Genomic DNA, 19,470 nt, shown 5'->3' with positions numbered 1-19,470 from the left:
AAGAACCCGAAGATAAATGTGATGTGATTCAAACCGCATTGAAATTCGGGCCCCCACGGCATAATTACCGCTAGCTACGCAACCCACGTCCGCGAGAAATTAACCACCAGCTTAACAGATAAAACGCCACGGTAAACGCCATTAACACCCCAAAAGTCAACGTTAATGATACGTCTGAGATACCAAGAAAACCGTAACGGAAACCGCTTATCATATAAACGATCGGATTTACTTTTGATATCATCTGCCATACCGGAGGAAGCAGCGTCAGCGAATAAAACACGCCGCCCAGATAGGTCAGCGGCGTCAACACGAAGGTTGGAACAATGCTGATATCATCAAATGTTTCAGCAAAAATCGCATTCACCAACCCACCTAATGAGAACAGCACGGAGGTCAGCAGCAGCGTTACGGCAATCACCCACCAAGAATGAACCTCCAGCGAGACGAAAAACAGTGATACCACGGTAACCAGTACGCCGACACAAATACCGCGAGCGACGCCACCCCCGACAAAACCCAAAATAATGATGTGCGTGGGTACCGGTGCTACCAGCAATTCTTCAATGCTGTGCTGATATTTGGCACCAAAAAATGACGACGCCACGTTAGAATACGAGTTGGTAATCACTGACATCATAATCAGGCCAGGTACGATAAACTGCATGTAGTCTACGCCCTGCATCTCACCAATACGCGAGCCAATCAGGTTACCAAAAATAATAAAATAGAGCGTCATGGTGATCACTGGTGGAACCAGAGTCTGCACCCAGATACGGCCGAAACGAGTGACCTCTTTTATCCAGATACTTTTTAACGCTATCCAGTAGAGATTCATCATTCCGCCTCTTCCTTATAATCATTAACCAGATTAACAAATAGCTCTTCGAGTCGGTTGGCTTTATTACGCATACTCAGCACAGAAACCCCTTGAGCACTAAGCTGAGCAAATACGCTATTTAGCCCCTGTTCTCTTTCAACTTCTACTTCTAATGTCGAAGTGTCCAATAAACGGCTGACATAGCCTTCCAACTGAGGAATTGGGCTCTTTGGCGCTAAATCGAGAATAAAAGTTTCCGACTTCAGTTTCGACAGCAGCTCGCGCATCGAGGTATTTTCCACCAGTTCCCCTTGGCGAATAATACCGATATTGCGGCATAGCATTTCCGCCTCTTCCAGATAGTGAGTAGTGAGAATAATGGTAATCCCCTGCTGATTTAGCTCTTTCAGGAACTGCCACATTGAGCGACGCAGCTCGATATCAACACCGGCGGTTGGTTCATCAAGAATTAGCAGCTTTGGCTGATGCATTAACGCACGAGCAATCATCAGACGACGTTTCATCCCTCCGGAAAGGCGCATAGCTTTCTCATTGCGCTTTTCCCATAACTCTAAACGTTGCAGATAGGTTTTAGCACGAGACAATGCCTCTTGGCGAGGAACGCCATAATATCCCGCCTGAGTTATCACAATCTGCATAACCGTTTCGAACGGGTTAAAGTTAAACTCCTGAGGAACCAGACCCAACTGGCGTTTGGCATTCACTAAATTATTATCGATGTCGTAGCCAAACACGCGCACATGACCTGCGCTTTTATTCACCAGAGAGCTGATAATGCCAATTGTTGTGGATTTACCGGCTCCATTAGGGCCAAGCAGCGCATAAAAATCGCCGGCTTCCACGTTCAGATTTATGCCTCGCAATGCCTCCACACCACCGGCGTAAACTTTACTTAATTGCGATAACTCCAACGCGTATGTCATAAATTAAGGATTACCTTGTATCGATGCAAAAAATAGAAACAGGCTGAAAAATACGACTGTTCTTTATTGTGCTAGCTTAATCGTTACATCAAAAGTTAACAATTTAAACATTAACACTTTTGAAACATATCAATCAGGTATAACATAATCATCTTGCTGTTATCCTACTGCCCCAACGAGTCAGGCCAGCTATCTTCGCTGATTGCCATAGACGCCCGCACCGTCAGTATGAATAACCTGCAACACTATAAAACGATAGTCAATCCGTGGTTCTGTTTTGAAAAGTACCACCATTACCTTATATTAACGCCATTAAAAACTACGAGCTATTAAACTGTATGAAAGAAATAGAACGACTAATGCATAATAATGAGGTCTGGTCAGCCAGTATCAGCAAGGACGACCCCGAATTTTTTGAGCGTTTGGCATTGGCACAACGGCCACGCTTTTTATGGATTGGTTGCTCGGACAGTCGTGTTCCCGCAGAACGGTTAACCGGTCTAGAACCAGGCGAACTGTTTGTACACCGTAATGTTGCTAACTTGGTCATCCATACCGATCTTAACTGCTTATCCGTAGTTCAATACGCCGTTGAAGTGCTGGAAGTGGAACACATTATTATTTGTGGTCACTACGATTGTGGCGGGGTAACAGCGGCAATTAACAACCCGGAGCTGGGCCTGATTAATAACTGGCTGCTACACATTCGCGATCTCTGGTATAAACACAGCTCACTGATTGGTGAACTACCGCCAGAAAAACGCGCCGACCTGTTAAGTGAGATCAACGTGGTTGAGCAAGTGTATAACCTAGGCCACTCCACTATCGTTCAGTCTGCTTGGAAACGTGGGCAAAAAGTACTGATTCATGGATGGGTGTACGGTATGCAGGATGGCAAATTACGCGATTTAGAAGTCAGTGCTAATAGCCGTGAATCCCTCGAGCTACTGTATCGCAAAGCGATATCTAACTTGTTGGCAACGGACAGTAAATAACCCCCGTCAGCAAGACAATAAAAGCGGAATGGCTGAACAATGGCGATTCCGCTTTTATTTTTATCGGCAATTATTCGTCCAGCAGCACAACCTTACCAATATAAGGCAGATGGCGATAACGTTGTGCGTAGTCAATGCCGTAGCCAACCACAAATTCATCTTCAATCGAGAAACCAATATAGTCGATTGGCACCGGGACTTCACGGCGCGATGGCTTATCTAGCAGGGTGCACAGCGCGATAGAGTTAGGCTCTCGCAACTGCAAAATTTCACGCACTTTGGTCAGGGTATAGCCGGTATCAATGATATCCTCAACGATCAGCACATCTTTACCACGAATATCTTCATCTAAATCTTTCAGAATCTTGACGTCACGATTGCTGCTCATGCCGCTGCCATAGCTAGAAGCGGTCATAAAATCGACTTCGTGATTTACCGTGATCATACGGCATAGGTCAGCCATAAAAATGAACGAACCTCGCAGTAGCCCAACCAGGACCAGCTCTTTGCCGCTATCGCGATAGTGTTGATTAATTTGGGTGGCGAGTTCAGCAATACGCACTTTCACGTCTTGCTCGGAAATCATAACTTCAACAATGTGTTTCATAGAAAAATCCGTTCAGTTTGCCTGAACGTAGATCCTTTGGCTGAAAGAAAGCAACAGAGTTTACCACAACTCTTTCACTGGCGCGATGCGTGCTTTAGTCGCCGTTCTTGTTGAAAAAATCTATTTATGTATAAAAATAGCCGGTTAACGAAAGAATTAACCGGCCAGATCATTAATTTTTTAACCCAGCATCTTCTTCTACCTGACGAACAATGGCTTTCCCCATCCACTGAACGATATCCTGAATTTGATCTGACTCTAGGTTCCAGATGTCCTTAAACACCAGAAAAACTTCTGAACCATAAATTAACGAGAAGGCATGTTTCATGCGATCCAAATCCGCTTCCGTTACCCGGTTTTTCAGCGGTTCCGCCGCCATCTCAACTAAACGTTTACGATTACCCCGGACAAACAATTTTTCTTGATCTGCTACTTTATCCAACTTCTGGGCGCGTAAATCGGCCCACTGCTGCAAAGAGACGCGTAAAGCCGCTCTCAATGCACCTTCATGCTTTTCCATCTGCGGATAAGCAAATGACAATAAAGCCGAAATTCGCTCACTTACTGTATCTTGCTGAGGCCGCCACTCTTGTATTGGCCCTAAACTTTCATCGACAATCGTCGAAACCAAAGCACTTTGAGTAGGAAAATAGCGATAAGCTGTGGCACGAGAAACCCCTGCTTCATTTGCCAGCTCGGTAATGGAGGGGAACCATCCCTTCTCAAGCATTACCATCGCAGTGGAAATGAGCTTGGTTAACGTACGGGCCCGAGCGCGAGTTAACGTTGTTGGTTGCCCTTCATTTGAAGCGACTTTTTTTTCATTTTGTAAGTCATTTCTCATTTTTAATATGATACTCTAGTCTCATTATGGCTATTTTACATACATGGGGTACAGTATGTTACGTTTACTAGCTTATACCTCGTCTAAATAAATTCAGAGCCAAGGAAGTGTTACGATGAAAAGAAAAACTGTTTATGTTGCAACGACTTTTGATACAAAAAGTGAAGAGGCTTTTTACATTTGCGACCTGATTAATGCAACTGACCTTTTAGTCACCACCGTGGATTTATCGACCAAATCACCAGATAGTCATTTTGATACGACCTTTTCAGCTCAAGAAATTGCTCATCATCATCCTCAGGGTGCCAAAAGCGTGTTTTGCGATGACCGTGGAAAATCGATGGTGGCAATGGCTCAAGCTTTTGAAAAATTTATGCTATCCCGAGATGATATAGCAGGAATTATCGGCCTTGGCGGTTCGGGAGGTACAGCTCTGATTACGCCTGCAATGCAAGCCCTGCCGATTGGCTTACCTAAGCTAATGGTTTCCACCATGGCTTCTGGCGATGTATCAAACTACATCGGTGCTAGCGATATCGCCATGCTCTATTCCGTGACCGATATTGCCGGTCTGAACCGAATTTCTCGTCAGGTATTGGCCAATGCCGCCCATAGCATTGCCGGCGCGGTGAAATTCGTTATTCCTCAAGCTAAAAATGAGAAACCGGCTCTGGGCCTGACGATGTTTGGTGTGACAACCCCCTGCATGCAAGCCATTTCAGCCCAGCTAATCGATAAGTTTGACTGTCTGACTTTCCACGCAACCGGAACCGGCGGCACCGCAATGGAAAAACTGGCTGCCAGCCATTTGCTGAACGGACTGCTGGATATTACCACGACTGAAATCTGTGACCTGCTGTTTGGCGGAGTGCTTGCCTGTGGCCCTGACCGTTTGGATATTGTGGCCCAAACCGAACTTCCTTATGTTGGCTCCTGCGGTGCGCTGGACATGGTTAATTTCGGCAACCCCAATACCATACCGGCTCACTATAAAGACCGCCTGTTCTATCCCCATAATGCTCAGGTAACGCTAATGCGTACCACCAAAGAGGAAAATCAACTGATGGGGGAATGGATAGGCCGTAAACTGAATGCCTGTAACGGCGAAGTCCGTTTTTTAATACCTGAAGGCGGCGTTTCAGCATTAGATGCACCGGGCCAACTATTCTGGTCACCAGAAAATGACGCCGCCTTGTTTGAAGCGCTAGAAAAAACCGTGATCCAAACTGAACGTCGTCGTCTGATCCGCGTTCCTTATAATATTAACGATCCGCGTTTTGCTGATGAGGCTGTTAACCAATTTAACCAAATCTGGAACAAAAAATAAGGAGTCCTTATGTCACGTTTTACCCGTGAAGAGCTATTGCAAAAATTTCGCACCATGATTGCTCGTAAAGAACCCATCATCGGCGGTGGTGCCGGTACTGGGCTATCAGCTAAGTGTGAAGAAGCGGGTGGTATCGACCTGATTGTTATCTATAATTCAGGACGTTATCGCATGGCAGGCAGAGGATCTCTAGCTGGTTTGCTGGCCTACGGTAATGCTAACGATATCGTTATGGAAATGGCGAAAGAAGTATTGCCGGTCGTAAAAAACACCCCGGTTTTAGCCGGAGTCAACGGTACCGATCCTTTTATTAATCTTGATGTGTTTTTAGACGATATCGCTCGGGTTGGTTTTTCTGGCGTACAAAACTTCCCTACCGTTGGTTTGATCGATGGTAACTTCAGGGCCAACCTTGAGGAAACGGGTATGGGATATGGGCTGGAAGTGGAGATGATCCGTCAGGCTCATCAAAAAGGCCTGCTGACGACGCCATACGTATTCAGTGAAGCTGACGCTATTGCCATGACGGAAGCCGGGGCTGATATCATCGTTCCCCATATGGGCCTGACCACTGGCGGTAACATTGGTGCTGAAACCGCCATGCGGTTAGAAGATTGTGTTCCGGCGATCAACGCTTGGGCTAAAGCCGCTAAAACTGTGCGTCAGGACATTATTGTTCTTTGTCACGGTGGACCTATCTCTTCTCCAGAAGATGCTCACTACATTCTGGCCAACTGCCCAGATTGCGATGGTTTCTACGGCGCCAGCTCAATGGAACGTCTGCCAACAGAATCCGCGCTGACGGACACGACCCGTCAGTTTAAAAACATCAGTCGCTAACTAAAAAATAACGCCCGTTTGCATATGCAGACGGGCGTTATTATCAACAGATTATTAGCTACTTATAGATTTCCGCAGAAATTCGCCAGTAAAGTGCGGTATCAATAGAACGAGCGCCAATGACACGAAAATAGGTCGCTCCGGCTTTTTCCGCCTTCTCCCCTATGGCCTGCACCGCCTGATCTAACGTCTCTACTCTTACCGTATCGCTGACGACCCCCAAACTGGCGAGATTCATCTTTTCAGCCTGTTCAGTATTGATAATTTCAGTGATGGCATAAGCCGAATTAAGGCTAAAAACGAGAAATGCCGCAGCCAGCATCGAAAATAGCTTCATGGCTTTCATCCTTCAGGATTTTATATTCGGCTCATCATACGCTGGATTTTCAGGAGGGAAAAGCGATTGCCGGGCCAGATACCTGTCTGACAGACGGTCACCTATGTCAACTTATGAAAATATAATAAAGCGGATAGTAACAATTAAAATTGTGCTGGAACTGGACAAAATAGCAGGTACTCAATCAGAATGAATATGTTGAATTCACTGTATCACAACGTTATAAAAAGATTTGTCATCCCCTAACTATATGATACCGTCATTACCTTAATGAACTTATTAGCTAGCCAATGAACAACAAATCCCTATTTAATTTACCGTTATTATTGCTGTCGCTTATTGGGTTTTCATCTACCTGTCAGGCATTAACAGATTCAGAAGCAGAAGAGCTTGCCGATCTTACAGCGGTATTTTTCTATCTGAAAAAAGAGTGCGGATATAAAGACCTACCGATTCCAGAAATAAAACGCGCTTTAATCTATTTTGCCCAACAAAATCATTGGGATCTAGCGAACTACAACCAGATAAATATGGAGCAATTAGGTCAGTCAAGTTATGACGATTTAAACCGTATTCCTATCGATAAAGATAAGAAATGTGCAGGGTTAGCTAAAGATTCGTTTGGCATCATGAATAATTAGCCCAGACAGTACTGTGCTTTTAAACTTGTCCGTTATAGCAACACATCGGTTTTTCCATTCGTCTCCTGTTTTCATCTGTAGGGGGCATTAATCCTTTTCTTTCGTTAGCTTCAGGCTAATTTCCTCAATAAAACAATTAAATAGCCATTAATCGTGCATAACGCTCGCCAGTTCGCTATTATGTTGCGCTAACTTTTTCATCCAGCCCAGAGGATTAGCGGTGATGTCAAATAAAGAAATCTGGTTTGAAACCCTTTACAGCGGCTTTGGTCAGTTTTTTTCTATTAATAAAACTTTATATCACAGCAAAACGGAACATCAGGATCTGATCATTTTTGAAAATGACCTCATGGGTAGAGTGATGGCGCTGGATGGGGTAATACAAACCACCGAGCGCGACGAGTTTATCTATCACGAAATGATGGCCCACGTGCCGATTTTGGCCCACGGTAAAGCCAAGCGGATTCTGATTATCGGCGGTGGCGATGGTGGAATGCTGCGTGAAGTATGCCGCCACCAGAGCGTTGAACATATTACCATGGTGGAAATTGACGAAAACGTAGTGGAGTTTTGCCGTGAGTACCTGCCTAATCACAGTGCCGGTGCCTATGAAGACCCGCGTTTCAATTTGGTGATTGAAGATGGTGTAAACTTCGTTAACCAAACCGATCTGAAGTTTGATGTGATAATTTCCGACTGTACCGATCCTATTGGCCCCGGAGAGAGTCTGTTCACCTCTGAGTTTTATCAGGGCTGCGCTCGCTGCCTGAATGAAAACGGCATCTTCGTGGCCCAGAACGGCGTATGCTTTCTACAGCAGGATGAAGCGGTAAACAGCCATCAAAAACTCTCTACCTATTTTGAAGATGCCAGCTTTTACCAAGCTGCTATTCCCACCTATTACGGTGGCATTATGACCTTCGCTTGGGCAAGCCAAAACCCCCTATTACGTCAGCTCGATTTGACGACGTTGGAGTCACGCTTTAAGTCACTGGGAATTCATTGCCGCTACTATAATCCGGCCATACACATTGGCAGTTTCGCCCTGCCCCAGTATTTACAAGATGCCCTAAATCAATAACACCGCTTTCTTCAACCATAAAACATAAGGCAGTGAACCAAATTGCATAAGCTAAAACTGCACGGCTTCAATAATTTAACTAAAAGCCTGAGTTTTTGTATCTACGATATCTGCTATGCCAAAACGGATTATGACAGAGAACAATACATTGCTTATATTGACGAACAGTATAATGCAAACCGGCTGACTGAGATTCTGAGCGAAACCTGTTCCATAATCGGCGCCAATATTCTGAACATTGCCCGTCAAGACTACGATCCTCAAGGTGCCAGCGTTACCATCCTCATCAGTGAAGAACCGATGGATCCGAGTCTGGTTGATCGGTCAGAGCATCCTGGCCCTCTGCCAGACTCTATCGTGGCGCATTTAGATAAAAGTCATATTTGCGTTCACACCTATCCAGAGAGTCATCCTCAGGGCGGCCTATGTACCTTTAGGGCGGATATTGAAGTTTCAACCTGTGGCGTGATTTCTCCGCTTAACGCATTGAACTATCTGATCCACCAACTGGAATCAGATATTGTTACGCTAGACTATCGTGTTCGCGGCTTTACTCGTGATATCAACGGGGTGAAACACTATATTGACCACAAGATTAATTCGATTCAGAACTTTATGACTGATGACATTACCTCCCTCTACCATATGGTGGATGTGAATGTTTATCAGGAAAATATCTTCCATACTAAGATGATGCTAAAAGAGTTCGAGCTTGACCATTATCTGTTTAATACCAGACCGGAAGATCTGAATCAGCACGAGCGCCGACATATCACTCGTTTGCTACGTAAAGAGATGCAAGAAATTTACTACGGTAGAAACATGCCGGAAGTCATGGTATAGCGAGGAATACGCCACGCCCATTCGGGCGTGGCGGTACAAAAAGAGAAACTTTTGATTTACTGCCGACTATCGTTGGCCTGGCGTAACAGCGTTCGACTTTCGTTTAAGAAGCGTATTGCATAATCACCAAACCAGTTCTTCACCTGATTAAAGCTCTCAATAAACTCAGTTTTATCACCCGTCTCAATCAGTTTAATCGCCTCACCAAAGCAGTGATAGTAACGCTGAATCAGTGCCAGATTGTCCTGTGATGACATAATAATATCCGCATACAACTGTGCATCCTGAGCAAACAAACGCCCAATCATCGCCAGCTCCAGACGGTAAATGGGCGAAGACAATGACAGTAACTGTGCCAAATTCACATTCTCCTGAGACAGATTCAAGCCATAGGTGAACGTTGCAAAGTGACGCAGCGCCTGAATAAAGGCCATATTTTTATCGTGATCCACTGCATCAATAGCATGTAACTTCGCCCCCCATACCTGCAACTGTTCTAGAAGCCACTGATAACTTTCTGCGCCTCTACCATCGCAGTAAGCGATAACTTGCTTCGCCAGACTGCCAACATCGGGTCCAAACATGGGGTGTAAACCTAATACCGGTCCCTGATGCACTTCCAGCATTGCCTTTAGCGGCTGGTTTTTTACCGACGCGATATCCACCAGAATGCAATCATCAGGCAGTTTGGGTAAACGCTGGATAATGTGTTCGGTAATGTGGATAGGGACGCTAACAATCACCATGCCAGCACCGGATAGAATAGTCTCTGCCCTCTCCCAATCCTGCTGTTCCAGTACCCGGACTTGATAACCTGAAAGTTGAAACAGCTTGCTGAATAGCTGCCCCATTTTGCCGTTACCACCAACAATCACTATCGGCCCCATTTCCGGTTTTAAGGTTTTAAAACCTTTATCATTTTCGCTGGAGTAAGATTCACGCATGATCCGGCGCAGTACATCTTCAATCAGATCGGGGGGAACACCTAAATCAGCAGCTTCTTTACGGCGGGAAGCCAACATACTGCTCTCACGTTCAGGAACGTAAATAGGTAACCCATGTTGGCTTTTTACTTCACCTACTTCTGCCACTAAATCTAATCGTTTGGCCAGTAGTTTGAGTAGCGCTTTATCCACCTCATCGATCTGGTCGCGCAGTGTCGTTAGTTCAGCCACCATTGTGTGTATTTCTCCTGGGATAAGGATATGGTCTTGTTGTTTATAAATTTCAGAGGATATTCCGGCCATAGCGGCATTGTGCCCATATTATCTTTGTACTCGACCGGAAGACCATTTGTACTTAGCATCGGAGAACCTCGGAACTAGCCCGCTTAGGGGCACTCCGGCAGCTAAAGCTGCTACGACGCCAACGGCGGTCTCTCCCTCCGATAAGCTGTCGGATAAAGACAATTCAGTCACCTGCTGGTGACTGAATTTAGTAGGCTAATATATCAACAAATATCACTACAAATCACGGACAAACTAAGGTCTTTACCTTCAGTTCTTCATGTACTTTGCGTAATAAGGTGTCGGTAGTTTCCCAGTTGATGCAGGCATCGGTTACGGATACGCCATAGCACATGTCAGCTCTTGGCTGTTCCGATGATTGATTGCCTTCATGAATATTGCTTTCCAGCATCATTCCAATAATAGAACGGTTACCGGCCTTAATTTGTTCCAGCAAGGAGTAGACTACGTCAGCCTGACGGCGGAAATCTTTATTGGAGTTACCGTGGCTACAGTCGATCATTAACGCCGGGTTAAGTCCAGCCTTACGCATTTGCTCTTCACAATCCTGTACGTGTTCCGCTTCGTAGTTTGGTGTCTTACCACCGCGCAGAATGATATGACCATTTGGATTGCCCTGCGTTTGCAACAGACAAACCTGACCTGATTGATTAATTCCCATAAAGCGATGCGGCATAGAAGCGGCTTTCATCGCATTAATCGCGGTTCCTAGGCTGCCGTCGGTACCATTTTTAAAACCAACCGGCATCGACAGGCCAGATGCCATTTCGCGGTGGGTTTGTGATTCGGTTGTGCGCGCCCCAATGGCTGACCAACTGAACAGGTCGCCTAAGTATTGCGGGCTATTTGGATCAAGCGCCTCGGTTGCCAGCGGCAATCCCATTTCAACCAGCTTCAGCAATAATTGACGGGCAAGGTGTAAGCCATGCTCCATATCAAATGAGCCATCCATATGGGGATCGTTAATTAATCCTTTCCAGCCTACGGTGGTTCTTGGCTTTTCGAAGTAAACCCGCATCACGATGTACAGGCGATCCTGTGTTTCATCAGCCAGTTTCTTCAGGCGATGTGCATAATCGATAGCGGCATCAGGATCGTGAATCGAGCAAGGCCCACACACCACCAACAAACGATCGTCACGGCCGTGTAAAATGTTGGCGATAGTCTGGCGAGCTGCAGAAATATTGACTTCGTCACTGGCGCTCAGCGGGTATCGTGCTTTCAGTTCTTCTGGTGTAATTAAAACCTGCTCCGCACTGATATTGACGTTGTTAAGTACATCTTTCTGCATAATCATAGTAATTCCTTAAATAATCGCCGCTCCCGTTGGCGGCCAAACACCAGATAGTGATAGAAATCAGGATAGCACAAATCCAGTGTAAACTTTTAAATCCAATTTTGTAAACATATTTTTACTCTATTTTTTAATCTGAAAATATATCCCCGATAATGCGGTAAACGCTCTCAATAAGTACTGTCTTCAATGACGAGAATTCGCAGATAACCGCTACCATGTTAAACTAGAGAAAACGAATGGAGGGTTTATGCTTAGAGCACTTATTGTTGACGATGAACAGCCAGCCCGAGAAGAGCTGTCTGAGCTACTCTCTGAAGTAGACGACCTCACCGTCGTTGGTGAGTGCAGCAATGCTTTGGAGGCTATTCAAACCATCCATCGTTTGCAACCAGATGTGGTTTTTCTTGATATCCAAATGCCAAAAATTAACGGTTTGGAAATGGCTGCAATGCTCGACCCTGCCAACATGCCCCACATCGTTTTTATCACTGCATATGACGAATACGCCATAAAAGCGTTTGAGCAACACGCTTTTGATTATCTGTTAAAACCGGTCGACCTTCAGCGCCTCACCAAAACTATTTCTCGATTAAAGAATGCAAAAACCGTAAATAATAATTTACAACTAATCACCGATACGACCTTAAAACATATTCCCTGTTACGGACATAACCGAATCTTTTTACTTCGTCTGGAAGAGGTCGAATATTTGAGCTCCGAACTTAGCGGTGTTCACGTCATTGGTACTCAGCAAAGCGGTTATACCCAGCTTACACTGAAAATTTTAGAAGAAAAAACCGCTTTCACACGCTGTCACCGCCAATATTTGATCAATCTCGATCAGGTCAGAGAAATTCAGCTATTAGAAAATGGTTCTGCCGAAGTCATCACCCGCTCAGGAAAGCATATTCCTGTCAGCCGCCGTTACCTAAAACCACTGAAAGAGCAGTTGGGCCTGTCATAGCCTTGGGTATCGTTTTCAATATGATGCTCAATCCTGATATGATGTGCAGGAACTTTAAGACAAAGGCAATGTGATGAAACATATGATAGCGATATTATGCACCCTGTTATTTATTAGCGGCTGTTCCAGCTCACCAGACGGCATACTGGACAGTTCAGATAACAGCGGACTACCATCAAAATGGTTTGAAATCGGTCACTATGAAGCCATCACAGGTAACGGTGTTAAAGACAATATGGTGTTGTCCGAATGGTATGGCGAAGCAGAAATTAACCGCACCGCTTATTTACAGGGGTTCGCCAAAGGTCAGGATGAGCTGTGCCAGCCAGAAAAAATTGCCGATATGGCTAGAACCAATCAAGAATTTCCAGCCAGTTGCAATAGTACGCCCAATGCGGAACAGTTGAAGGATAGCTGGCAACAGCTGATTGAGAAGTAAGATTTTTATCTTTCATCCCAAAACTATGGCTCACCCAAAACCATGATTGGATGAGCCACTTCGGATTAAACCGCTAAGTCAGATTACTCTTCAATGGGGATATAATGAAAATACAGTGGAGAGTTATTAACTAGGCAAAAAATTGTTCCCAGTTTTTCCTGCGTACTATGAATTTTCGCTGTCACAACCGTGCTCACCGGCTGCTTACCCACTTTCCCTTCAAAGCGTTCAACGACAACATCCTGCGGATCAATCTTGGCCTGACGTAACAAAGACACCATATCTGGGTTCTGCTTCATCACTTTCTTGCCATAATCCAGACAGCTTTGCTCAACAGTCGTTGCCATCGCACCAGCACTGCATGATAGTGCGCCGATCATCAAAAAGAGTTTTATCACTTTCATTTACCGCTCCATTTCTCTGTATATTACAGGGGCTGCTAGCCTATATCCGCTGTATTTCTAACTGGTTTTAACCTTTGTCTAGTTTCAATAAACAAAAACCTCATGCCTATTTCAATTTATGCCGTTTAGTGACGACGGCATACCCCAAATAGTGCATGAAGCGATTTAAGACAATCAAATGCAATCATTAAACATAATATAGTTACAGTTAGAACAATTTAGTCAGGCACTAGCTTAACCCCCTAAATTTATTGAGCTAAGGAATCGATGCCTTTTCGTCTTTTAGTAAAGAATCCGTAGCTGTTTCGGCTTAATCATCGTTTCAAAAGAATAAATCTGAGCGCTATGTAACATAACCGTGGTATCTGGCGAGATGATTATCAACCGCCATTTTGATTCTCTTTTGGACGATCTATCCCGCCGATCCCTCCTTCATCCAGCACCCGGGTATATCCCAGTTCAAGAAGGAGCTGCTTTGCCATTCCCGACTGACGTCCAGAGTTACAATAAAGGTGCAGCGTATCATCCTTATTACTTATCTGGCTGGCGATCTGCTCTTTAAGCTGCCTCAACGGGATATTGATAGCGCCGGCAATGTGTTCGGCCTGATACTGTTCCGCTATGCGAACATCAATCCAGTGTTCTGCCGACAACACGTAAGAGGAAAACATCAGCATGATTGTCATTAAGCAACTTCTGAGCATTTTGCAATTTTCCTGAATAAGTTTGGTTAATAGAGGTGATGAAGCCCACTGAATATCTGGAGTTATTACCGCCGATACTCCACCTTCCCAACGGCCACCGGCACTGGATTCAACCTCACCCAATCAACCGCAAACTCGGTTAAACGGTAAAGCGCCTCTGTATCACCACTACCGTCTTTGATTGGAGCCGCAATGGTTTTTGCTTCTTCCCATTTTTCCGCCTCAAGCGCATTGCCTAACTTAAAATACACCAGCAATGCACTCAGCATTTTGCGAAAATCTGCATCCCAGTTAGCTCCGCCGTTATCCAATATTTCATGAGATAAGCGACCAGTGACACGAATCACCTCACCCTGCACCGTATCGGCGCTACCGCTGGAAGGTACCAGACGTTCCCATAGTTCCTGATGAGCCTGCTGCCAGCATGAAGAACTGACAACGATATCAGAAACACCATCATACATCTGCCGTTTAGCCACTGGCGTAACATCAAATAAGCGGTACAGCTTTGATAAGCCGGCCTCAGTTTTAGCAATATTATCTTTAGAAAAATTAGCGCGGTGAAATTCAAACATTTCACCGATACTGGTAACACGCTCACGCATTTTTGGTGGAATTTTATTTCCCGCCTCCAACAAAAGCTCTGCGATATCAGCCATTCGGTTAATGTTAGCATTTTGACAGCGGTCAAGCGCAGCAGCTAGCGGGGTTCGCCCCATCTGATCTTCAGCGTAAATATTTGCCCCATGAGCAATTAATGTCTGAACGTGATTTACACGATAAGCGCTGGCTGCCTTATGTAATGGGGTAGCATCCTGATAATCTTGCGCTTCAATGTTTGCCCCTAACGCCAAAAGTAATTCAATATTACCGTACAGAGTGCCAGCCTGCTCATGTAGCGCGGTACGCTTATAATTATCTGTCGCTTCGATGTCTGCCCCCTGCTCAATCAGCCAGCGAGTCAATTCATCGGGGATCTTAAAAAGGCTCAAAGCCGTTCTCTTACCAAGCCCCCACGAGCATCCAACTCACAGCTATCGTAAATCGCTTTTAATTCATCAATATCACCGGCGTCCAGTAGTTCATTGATGTTTTTTGGTAAAATTTTTTCCTTTTTGGCCATCAAATAGAATCCTTTATTAACAAGTCCATACGGGAATCATAATGTTATTGATTATATCATAGCGCTTTGGTTTTAAAATGAACGAGTAGAAAGCAACTATCTAATAAAAATACGCTAGATAATACGGATACGATACAACTTCCTTGAGTAATCATTTTTAAAAAATCAATGGCGTTTGATAATAAAAAAATGAAGAGTGGTAATTTGATGGCAGAGGTATTGATATTTTATTTTATAAAGATCGGGATAATATCAAAGTGCTTTATTCTATTAAGAATAGTAATCAAAAAATCTAAAGAAGAAGCAATATGACTAAGGTCAGGAATAACAGTATCGTCAGGATATAAATCTTCTATTATTAAAATTTTGAATATAACCAATCGTTGTCAAAAAAATCATTTCTTTCTAATATCTAAGCATAAAATAAAATATTTCCATGAGGAAATGTAAATTAGATATGTCGAAAAAAACGATAGAAATACAAATTTAATGAGTTGCTACTAATTTATTAAAATGCTTATTAGCAGACGTTATTTAAACAAATTCATCACCAACAAAATAATGCTCATACGGCACGATATTTAGAAAAAACCGTAGAAAAAAATGCAATGACAACGCAATAATAAATAAAAAGGAGCTGAAACCACCTTATTTAAAGGCGTTTCAGCTCACTGTCAACTATTCCCACTCAATCGTTGCCGGAGGTTTACCCGAAATATCATAAACCACACGAGAAATACCATTCACTTCATTAATGATGCGGTTAGATACCCGACCAAGGAAGTCATACGGTAAATGCGCCCAGTGAGCGGTCATAAAGTCGATGGTTTCCACCGCACGCAACGAAACAACCCAATCGTACTTACGACCATCCCCCATTACGCCAACTGAGCGAACCGGTAAAAACACGGTAAATGCCTGACTGACTTTATTGTACAAGTCCGCTTTATGTAGCTCTTCAATAAAGATGGCATCAGCACGACGCAGTAAATCACAGTACTCTTTCTTCACTTCACCCAGTACGCGAACGCCCAAGCCTGGGCCCGGGAATGGATGGCGGTACAGCATGTCGTAAGGCAAGCCTAGCTCTAAGCCAATTTTACGCACTTCATCTTTAAACAGCTCTTTCAGCGGCTCAACCAGCCCCATCTTCATCTCTTCTGGTAAGCCGCCCACGTTGTGGTGAGACTTAATCACATGTGCTTTACCCGTCGCAGAGGCGGCAGATTCAATCACGTCAGGATAGATGGTGCCTTGTGCCAACCACTTCACGTTAGACTGTTTAGACGCTTCTTCATCAAACACTTCAACAAATACACGGCCAATCACTTTACGCTTGGCTTCCGGATCGTTAATACCGGCCAGTGCACTAAGGAAGCGCTGTTCCGCAGGCACATGAACAATATTCAGACCAAAACGATCGCCAAACATATCCATCACTTGCTCTGCTTCATTCAAACGCAGCAGGCCATTATCCACAAATACGCAGGTTAAACGCTTGCCGATAGCGCGATGCAGCAGCATAGCAGTTACCGATGAGTCAACGCCGCCGGACAGGCCGAGAATAACTTCATCTTCACCCACTTGCTGGCGAATGCGTTCGATGGCGTCATCAATAATTGATGCAGGCGTCCACAGAACTTCGCAGCCGCAGATATCCAGTACAAAACGTTTTAACAGGCGTAGTCCCTGATTGGTGTGGGTCACCTCCGGGTGGAACTGCAGACCGTAAAAATGTTTTTCTTCGTTTGCCATAATGGCAAAAGGACAGGTATCGGTACTGGCAACGGCGGTAAAGCCTGCCGGAATAGCGGTAACTTTATCCCCATGACTCATCCACACGTCTAACTGTGGCTTGCCTTCTGCGGATAGGGAGTCGCGAATATCGCGCACAAATTGGCTGTCATGAATAATATCAACTTTGGCGTAACCAAATTCACGCTCATCAGAGCCCTGAACTTTACCACCTAGCTGCATTGCCATGGTTTGCATGCCATAGCAGATACCCAGAACAGGGATACCGGCGTTAAATACGTATTCCGGTGCGCGTGGGCTTCCGGCTTCGGTGGTGCTTTCCGGACTGCCGGATAAGATAATGCCGGTTGGATTGAATTCACGAATTTGCGCTTCGCTGACATCCCATGCCCAGAGTTCGCAATAAACGCCGATTTCGCGGACGCGACGAGCAATTAACTGAGTGTACTGAGAACCAAAATCCAGAATCAGAATGCGTTGCTGATGAATATTTTTTGACATGTATCGCTTTCCAAAAACGGTAATGTGAGGCCTGATAGCAGACCGAACAAGAAGAAATTGCCCGGTATTATAGCGTTGTCGGCAAGAAGAATACGAGAGGTGAATGTGGATAACTCACACTCCCGCTTCAATTTTTTGGCATCCAGAAGCGATCTGAATTACCCCATACGGTAGTTTGGTGACTCTTTAGTGATGGTCACATCGTGCACATGACTTTCCTGAATACCGGCACCGGTGATACGAACAAACTCCGCTTTAGTACGCAGTTCATCAATGGTGCCACAACCGGTCAGCCCCATACAGGAGCGTAATCCACCCATTTGTTGGTGAATAATCACTTTCAGTAGACCTTTATAAGCCACGCGACCTTCAATACCTTCCGGCACTAACTTGTCTGCCGCATTATCGGTCTGGAAGTAACGGTCAGAAGAACCTTTGGACATCGCACCCAACGATCCCATACCGCGATAAGACTTGAAAGAGCGGCCCTGATACAGTTCGATTTCACCCGGGGACTCTTCCGTACCGGCTAACATCGAACCCACCATCACGCAGGCAGCACCGGCAGCAATGGCTTTAGCAATATCACCAGAGAAACGAATACCGCCATCGGCTATCACCGGAATACCCAAGTGACCAACCGCCTCAACCGCATCGGCAATAGCCGTAATTTGCGGTACGCCCACGCCGGTAACGATGCGAGTGGTACAGATAGAACCAGGACCAATACCCACTTTCACCGCATTAACACCCGCCTGTGCCAGCGCCAAGGCACCGGCAGCCGTAGCCACGTTACCACCAATAATTTGTAAGTCAGGATAAACGGCGCGCGTTTCACGGATGCGCTGTAATACCCCTTCAGAATGACCGTGAGAGGAGTCAATCAATAGAACATCAACCCCCGCCTCCACCAGTGCCGCTACACGCTCTTCATTGCCAGCACCAGCACCGACGGCAGCACCGACGCGTAAACGGCCCAATTCATCTTTACAGGCGTTAGGTTTACGTTCGGCTTTCTGGAAATCTTTAACCGTAATCATACCGCGCAGATGAAATTTGCTGTCCACAACCAGCGCTTTTTCTACCCGCTTTTCATGCATTTTCTGGAATACGGTTTCGCGATCTTTAGCTTCGGTTTCGTTGACCGTTACCAGACGCGCTTTTGGCGTCATCCATGCGCTAACGGGTTGGTCAAGATCAGTCACAAAACGCACGTCACGGCCAGTGATAATACCCACCAGTTCGTTATTTTTAGTCACCACCGGATAACCGGCAAAACCATTAATCAGCGCTAGCTCTTTAACTTCACGAACTGTCGTTTCCGGCGTGACGGCAATAGGGTCACTGACAATGCCACTTTCATGTCTTTTTACCCGACGAACTTCTTCCGCCTGGCGTTCAATTGGCATATTTTTATGAATAAAACCGATCCCGCCTTCTTGTGCCAGAGCGATTGCCAGACTGGCTTCAGTCACGGTATCCATGGCGGCAGAAAGCATGGGAATGTTTAAACGAATTGTTGAGGTCAACATCGTTGATAATTCGGCAGTATTGGGTAATACCGTAGAGTGAGCGGGGACGAGCAGAACGTCGTCAAATGTCAGGGCTTCTTTAGCAATACGTAGCATGGGCAATATCTCACCGGGTTAGGGGTTTAGAAACAGATAAAATATTGCAGAGGAAGTATACAGAAACATATCCTCCCACACCATCCTTTTTTCAAAAAAACTTGATTAGTGCGTATAGCTATGTAGTAT

General features: G+C 45.1%; 21 protein-coding genes. 8 read left to right on the top strand and 13 right to left on the bottom strand.

Features of this window, described 5'->3' with window-relative positions; translation table 11 throughout:
• Positions 1-70: 70 nt before the first annotated feature.
• Positions 71-841, bottom strand: a complete 771-nt coding sequence (locus HYN51_RS03805) for an ABC transporter permease (RefSeq protein ID WP_108901624.1) — start codon at positions 839-841, stop codon at positions 71-73.
• The gene (locus tag HYN51_RS03800) at positions 838-1,764 is read right to left on the bottom strand and encodes an ABC transporter ATP-binding protein (RefSeq protein WP_108901623.1); all 927 of its coding nucleotides are present in this window, start codon (positions 1,762-1,764) and stop codon (positions 838-840) included. Before HYN51_RS03800 ends, HYN51_RS03805 begins: the two co-directional genes overlap by 4 nt.
• 338 nt (positions 1,765-2,102) lie before the next feature.
• Here HYN51_RS03800 and can point away from each other — a divergent pair, with 338 nt between their 5' ends.
• Positions 2,103-2,759: a carbonate dehydratase gene (gene can / locus HYN51_RS03795; protein WP_108901622.1), complete on the top strand. Its 657-nt coding sequence runs from the start codon at positions 2,103-2,105 to the stop codon at positions 2,757-2,759.
• A gap of 70 nt (positions 2,760-2,829) precedes the next feature.
• Here the strand turns inward: can and hpt are convergent, their stop codons facing one another.
• Both hpt and HYN51_RS03785 read right to left on the bottom strand, forming a co-directional pair.
• Positions 2,830-3,366 (bottom strand): hypoxanthine phosphoribosyltransferase, encoded by a 537-nt coding sequence (gene hpt / locus HYN51_RS03790; RefSeq protein ID WP_108901621.1) that lies wholly within the window; start codon positions 3,364-3,366, stop codon positions 2,830-2,832.
• Between the two features lie 172 nt (positions 3,367-3,538).
• On the bottom strand, positions 3,539-4,210 hold the full coding sequence (locus tag HYN51_RS03785) for a TetR/AcrR family transcriptional regulator (RefSeq protein ID WP_108901620.1): 672 nt from the start codon (positions 4,208-4,210) through the stop codon (positions 3,539-3,541).
• Between the two features lie 115 nt (positions 4,211-4,325).
• Here HYN51_RS03785 and HYN51_RS03780 point away from each other — a divergent pair, with 115 nt between their 5' ends.
• Together HYN51_RS03780 and HYN51_RS03775 are read left to right on the top strand one after the other, a co-directional pair.
• Positions 4,326-5,537, top strand: coding sequence for a Tm-1-like ATP-binding domain-containing protein (locus tag HYN51_RS03780; RefSeq protein WP_108901619.1), 1,212 nt, complete (start codon positions 4,326-4,328; stop codon positions 5,535-5,537).
• A 9-nt stretch (positions 5,538-5,546) separates the two neighbouring features.
• Entirely contained in the window at positions 5,547-6,377 is an 831-nt protein-coding gene (locus HYN51_RS03775; RefSeq protein ID WP_108901618.1) for a phosphoenolpyruvate hydrolase family protein, read from the top strand.
• 58 nt (positions 6,378-6,435) lie between these two features.
• Here HYN51_RS03775 and HYN51_RS03770 read toward each other — a convergent pair whose 3' ends face one another.
• Positions 6,436-6,714 (bottom strand): YdgH/BhsA/McbA family protein, encoded by a 279-nt coding sequence (locus HYN51_RS03770; RefSeq protein ID WP_157952975.1) that lies wholly within the window; start codon positions 6,712-6,714, stop codon positions 6,436-6,438.
• 290 nt (positions 6,715-7,004) lie between these two features.
• Between HYN51_RS03770 and HYN51_RS03765 the strand changes: the two genes are divergently transcribed.
• The 3 genes from HYN51_RS03765 to speD all read left to right on the top strand — a co-directional run bounded on the left by HYN51_RS03765 (position 7,005) and on the right by speD (position 9,279).
• A complete protein-coding gene (locus HYN51_RS03765) occupies positions 7,005-7,355 on the top strand; it encodes a YacC family pilotin-like protein (RefSeq protein ID WP_108901616.1) in 351 nt (116 codons plus the stop codon).
• Between the two features lie 223 nt (positions 7,356-7,578).
• Entirely contained in the window at positions 7,579-8,436 is an 858-nt protein-coding gene (gene speE, locus HYN51_RS03760) for a polyamine aminopropyltransferase (protein ID WP_108901615.1), read from the top strand.
• 42 nt (positions 8,437-8,478) lie between these two features.
• Positions 8,479-9,279 (top strand): adenosylmethionine decarboxylase, encoded by an 801-nt coding sequence (speD, locus tag HYN51_RS03755; RefSeq protein ID WP_108901614.1) that lies wholly within the window; start codon positions 8,479-8,481, stop codon positions 9,277-9,279.
• 56 nt (positions 9,280-9,335) lie between these two features.
• On the opposite strand, the gene tyrA is transcribed toward speD, so the two are convergent.
• Positions 9,336-10,457 (bottom strand): bifunctional chorismate mutase/prephenate dehydrogenase, encoded by a 1,122-nt coding sequence (gene tyrA, locus HYN51_RS03750; protein WP_108901613.1) that lies wholly within the window; start codon positions 10,455-10,457, stop codon positions 9,336-9,338.
• Positions 10,458-10,749: 292 nt separating this feature from the next.
• Positions 10,750-11,817 carry a 3-deoxy-7-phosphoheptulonate synthase gene (locus HYN51_RS03745; protein ID WP_108902149.1) on the bottom strand — a complete coding sequence of 356 codons (1,068 nt, stop codon included), beginning with the start codon at positions 11,815-11,817 and terminating at the stop codon, positions 10,750-10,752.
• A gap of 253 nt (positions 11,818-12,070) precedes the next feature.
• Between HYN51_RS03745 and btsR the strand changes: the two genes are divergently transcribed.
• Both btsR and HYN51_RS03735 read left to right on the top strand, forming a co-directional pair.
• Positions 12,071-12,787 (top strand): two-component system response regulator BtsR, encoded by a 717-nt coding sequence (btsR, locus tag HYN51_RS03740; RefSeq protein WP_108901612.1) that lies wholly within the window; start codon positions 12,071-12,073, stop codon positions 12,785-12,787.
• 73 nt (positions 12,788-12,860) lie between these two features.
• Positions 12,861-13,226, top strand: coding sequence for a DUF2799 domain-containing protein (locus HYN51_RS03735; RefSeq protein WP_108901611.1), 366 nt, complete (start codon positions 12,861-12,863; stop codon positions 13,224-13,226).
• An 83-nt stretch (positions 13,227-13,309) separates the two neighbouring features.
• Here the strand turns inward: HYN51_RS03735 and HYN51_RS03730 are convergent, their stop codons facing one another.
• The 6 genes from HYN51_RS03730 to guaB form a co-directional block, all read right to left on the bottom strand.
• Positions 13,310-13,630 carry a hypothetical protein gene (locus HYN51_RS03730; protein ID WP_108901610.1) on the bottom strand — a complete coding sequence of 107 codons (321 nt, stop codon included), beginning with the start codon at positions 13,628-13,630 and terminating at the stop codon, positions 13,310-13,312.
• A gap of 380 nt (positions 13,631-14,010) precedes the next feature.
• The gene (pspE, locus tag HYN51_RS03725) at positions 14,011-14,334 is read right to left on the bottom strand and encodes a thiosulfate sulfurtransferase PspE (RefSeq protein WP_108901609.1); all 324 of its coding nucleotides are present in this window, start codon (positions 14,332-14,334) and stop codon (positions 14,011-14,013) included.
• 65 nt (positions 14,335-14,399) lie between these two features.
• The gene (locus HYN51_RS03720) at positions 14,400-15,326 is read right to left on the bottom strand and encodes an ankyrin repeat domain-containing protein (RefSeq protein WP_230514013.1); all 927 of its coding nucleotides are present in this window, start codon (positions 15,324-15,326) and stop codon (positions 14,400-14,402) included.
• The gene (locus HYN51_RS16690; protein ID WP_268993527.1) at positions 15,323-15,457 is read right to left on the bottom strand and encodes a hypothetical protein; all 135 of its coding nucleotides are present in this window, start codon (positions 15,455-15,457) and stop codon (positions 15,323-15,325) included. The genes HYN51_RS03720 and HYN51_RS16690 overlap by 4 nt, the downstream gene beginning before the upstream one ends.
• Positions 15,458-16,135: 678 nt before the next feature.
• Positions 16,136-17,713 carry a glutamine-hydrolyzing GMP synthase gene (gene guaA, locus HYN51_RS03715; RefSeq protein WP_108901608.1) on the bottom strand — a complete coding sequence of 526 codons (1,578 nt, stop codon included), beginning with the start codon at positions 17,711-17,713 and terminating at the stop codon, positions 16,136-16,138.
• 158 nt (positions 17,714-17,871) lie between these two features.
• Positions 17,872-19,341, bottom strand: a complete 1,470-nt coding sequence (gene guaB, locus HYN51_RS03710) for an IMP dehydrogenase (RefSeq protein ID WP_108901607.1) — start codon at positions 19,339-19,341, stop codon at positions 17,872-17,874.
• Positions 19,342-19,470 lie beyond the last annotated feature (129 nt).

The sequence above is a fragment of the Limnobaculum parvum genome (assembly GCF_003096015.2).
GTDB lineage: Bacteria > Pseudomonadota > Gammaproteobacteria > Enterobacterales > Enterobacteriaceae > Limnobaculum > Limnobaculum parvum.
The sequence above is the reverse complement of the archived record's forward strand: the minus strand, read 5'-3'. Positions and strand labels throughout refer to the sequence as shown.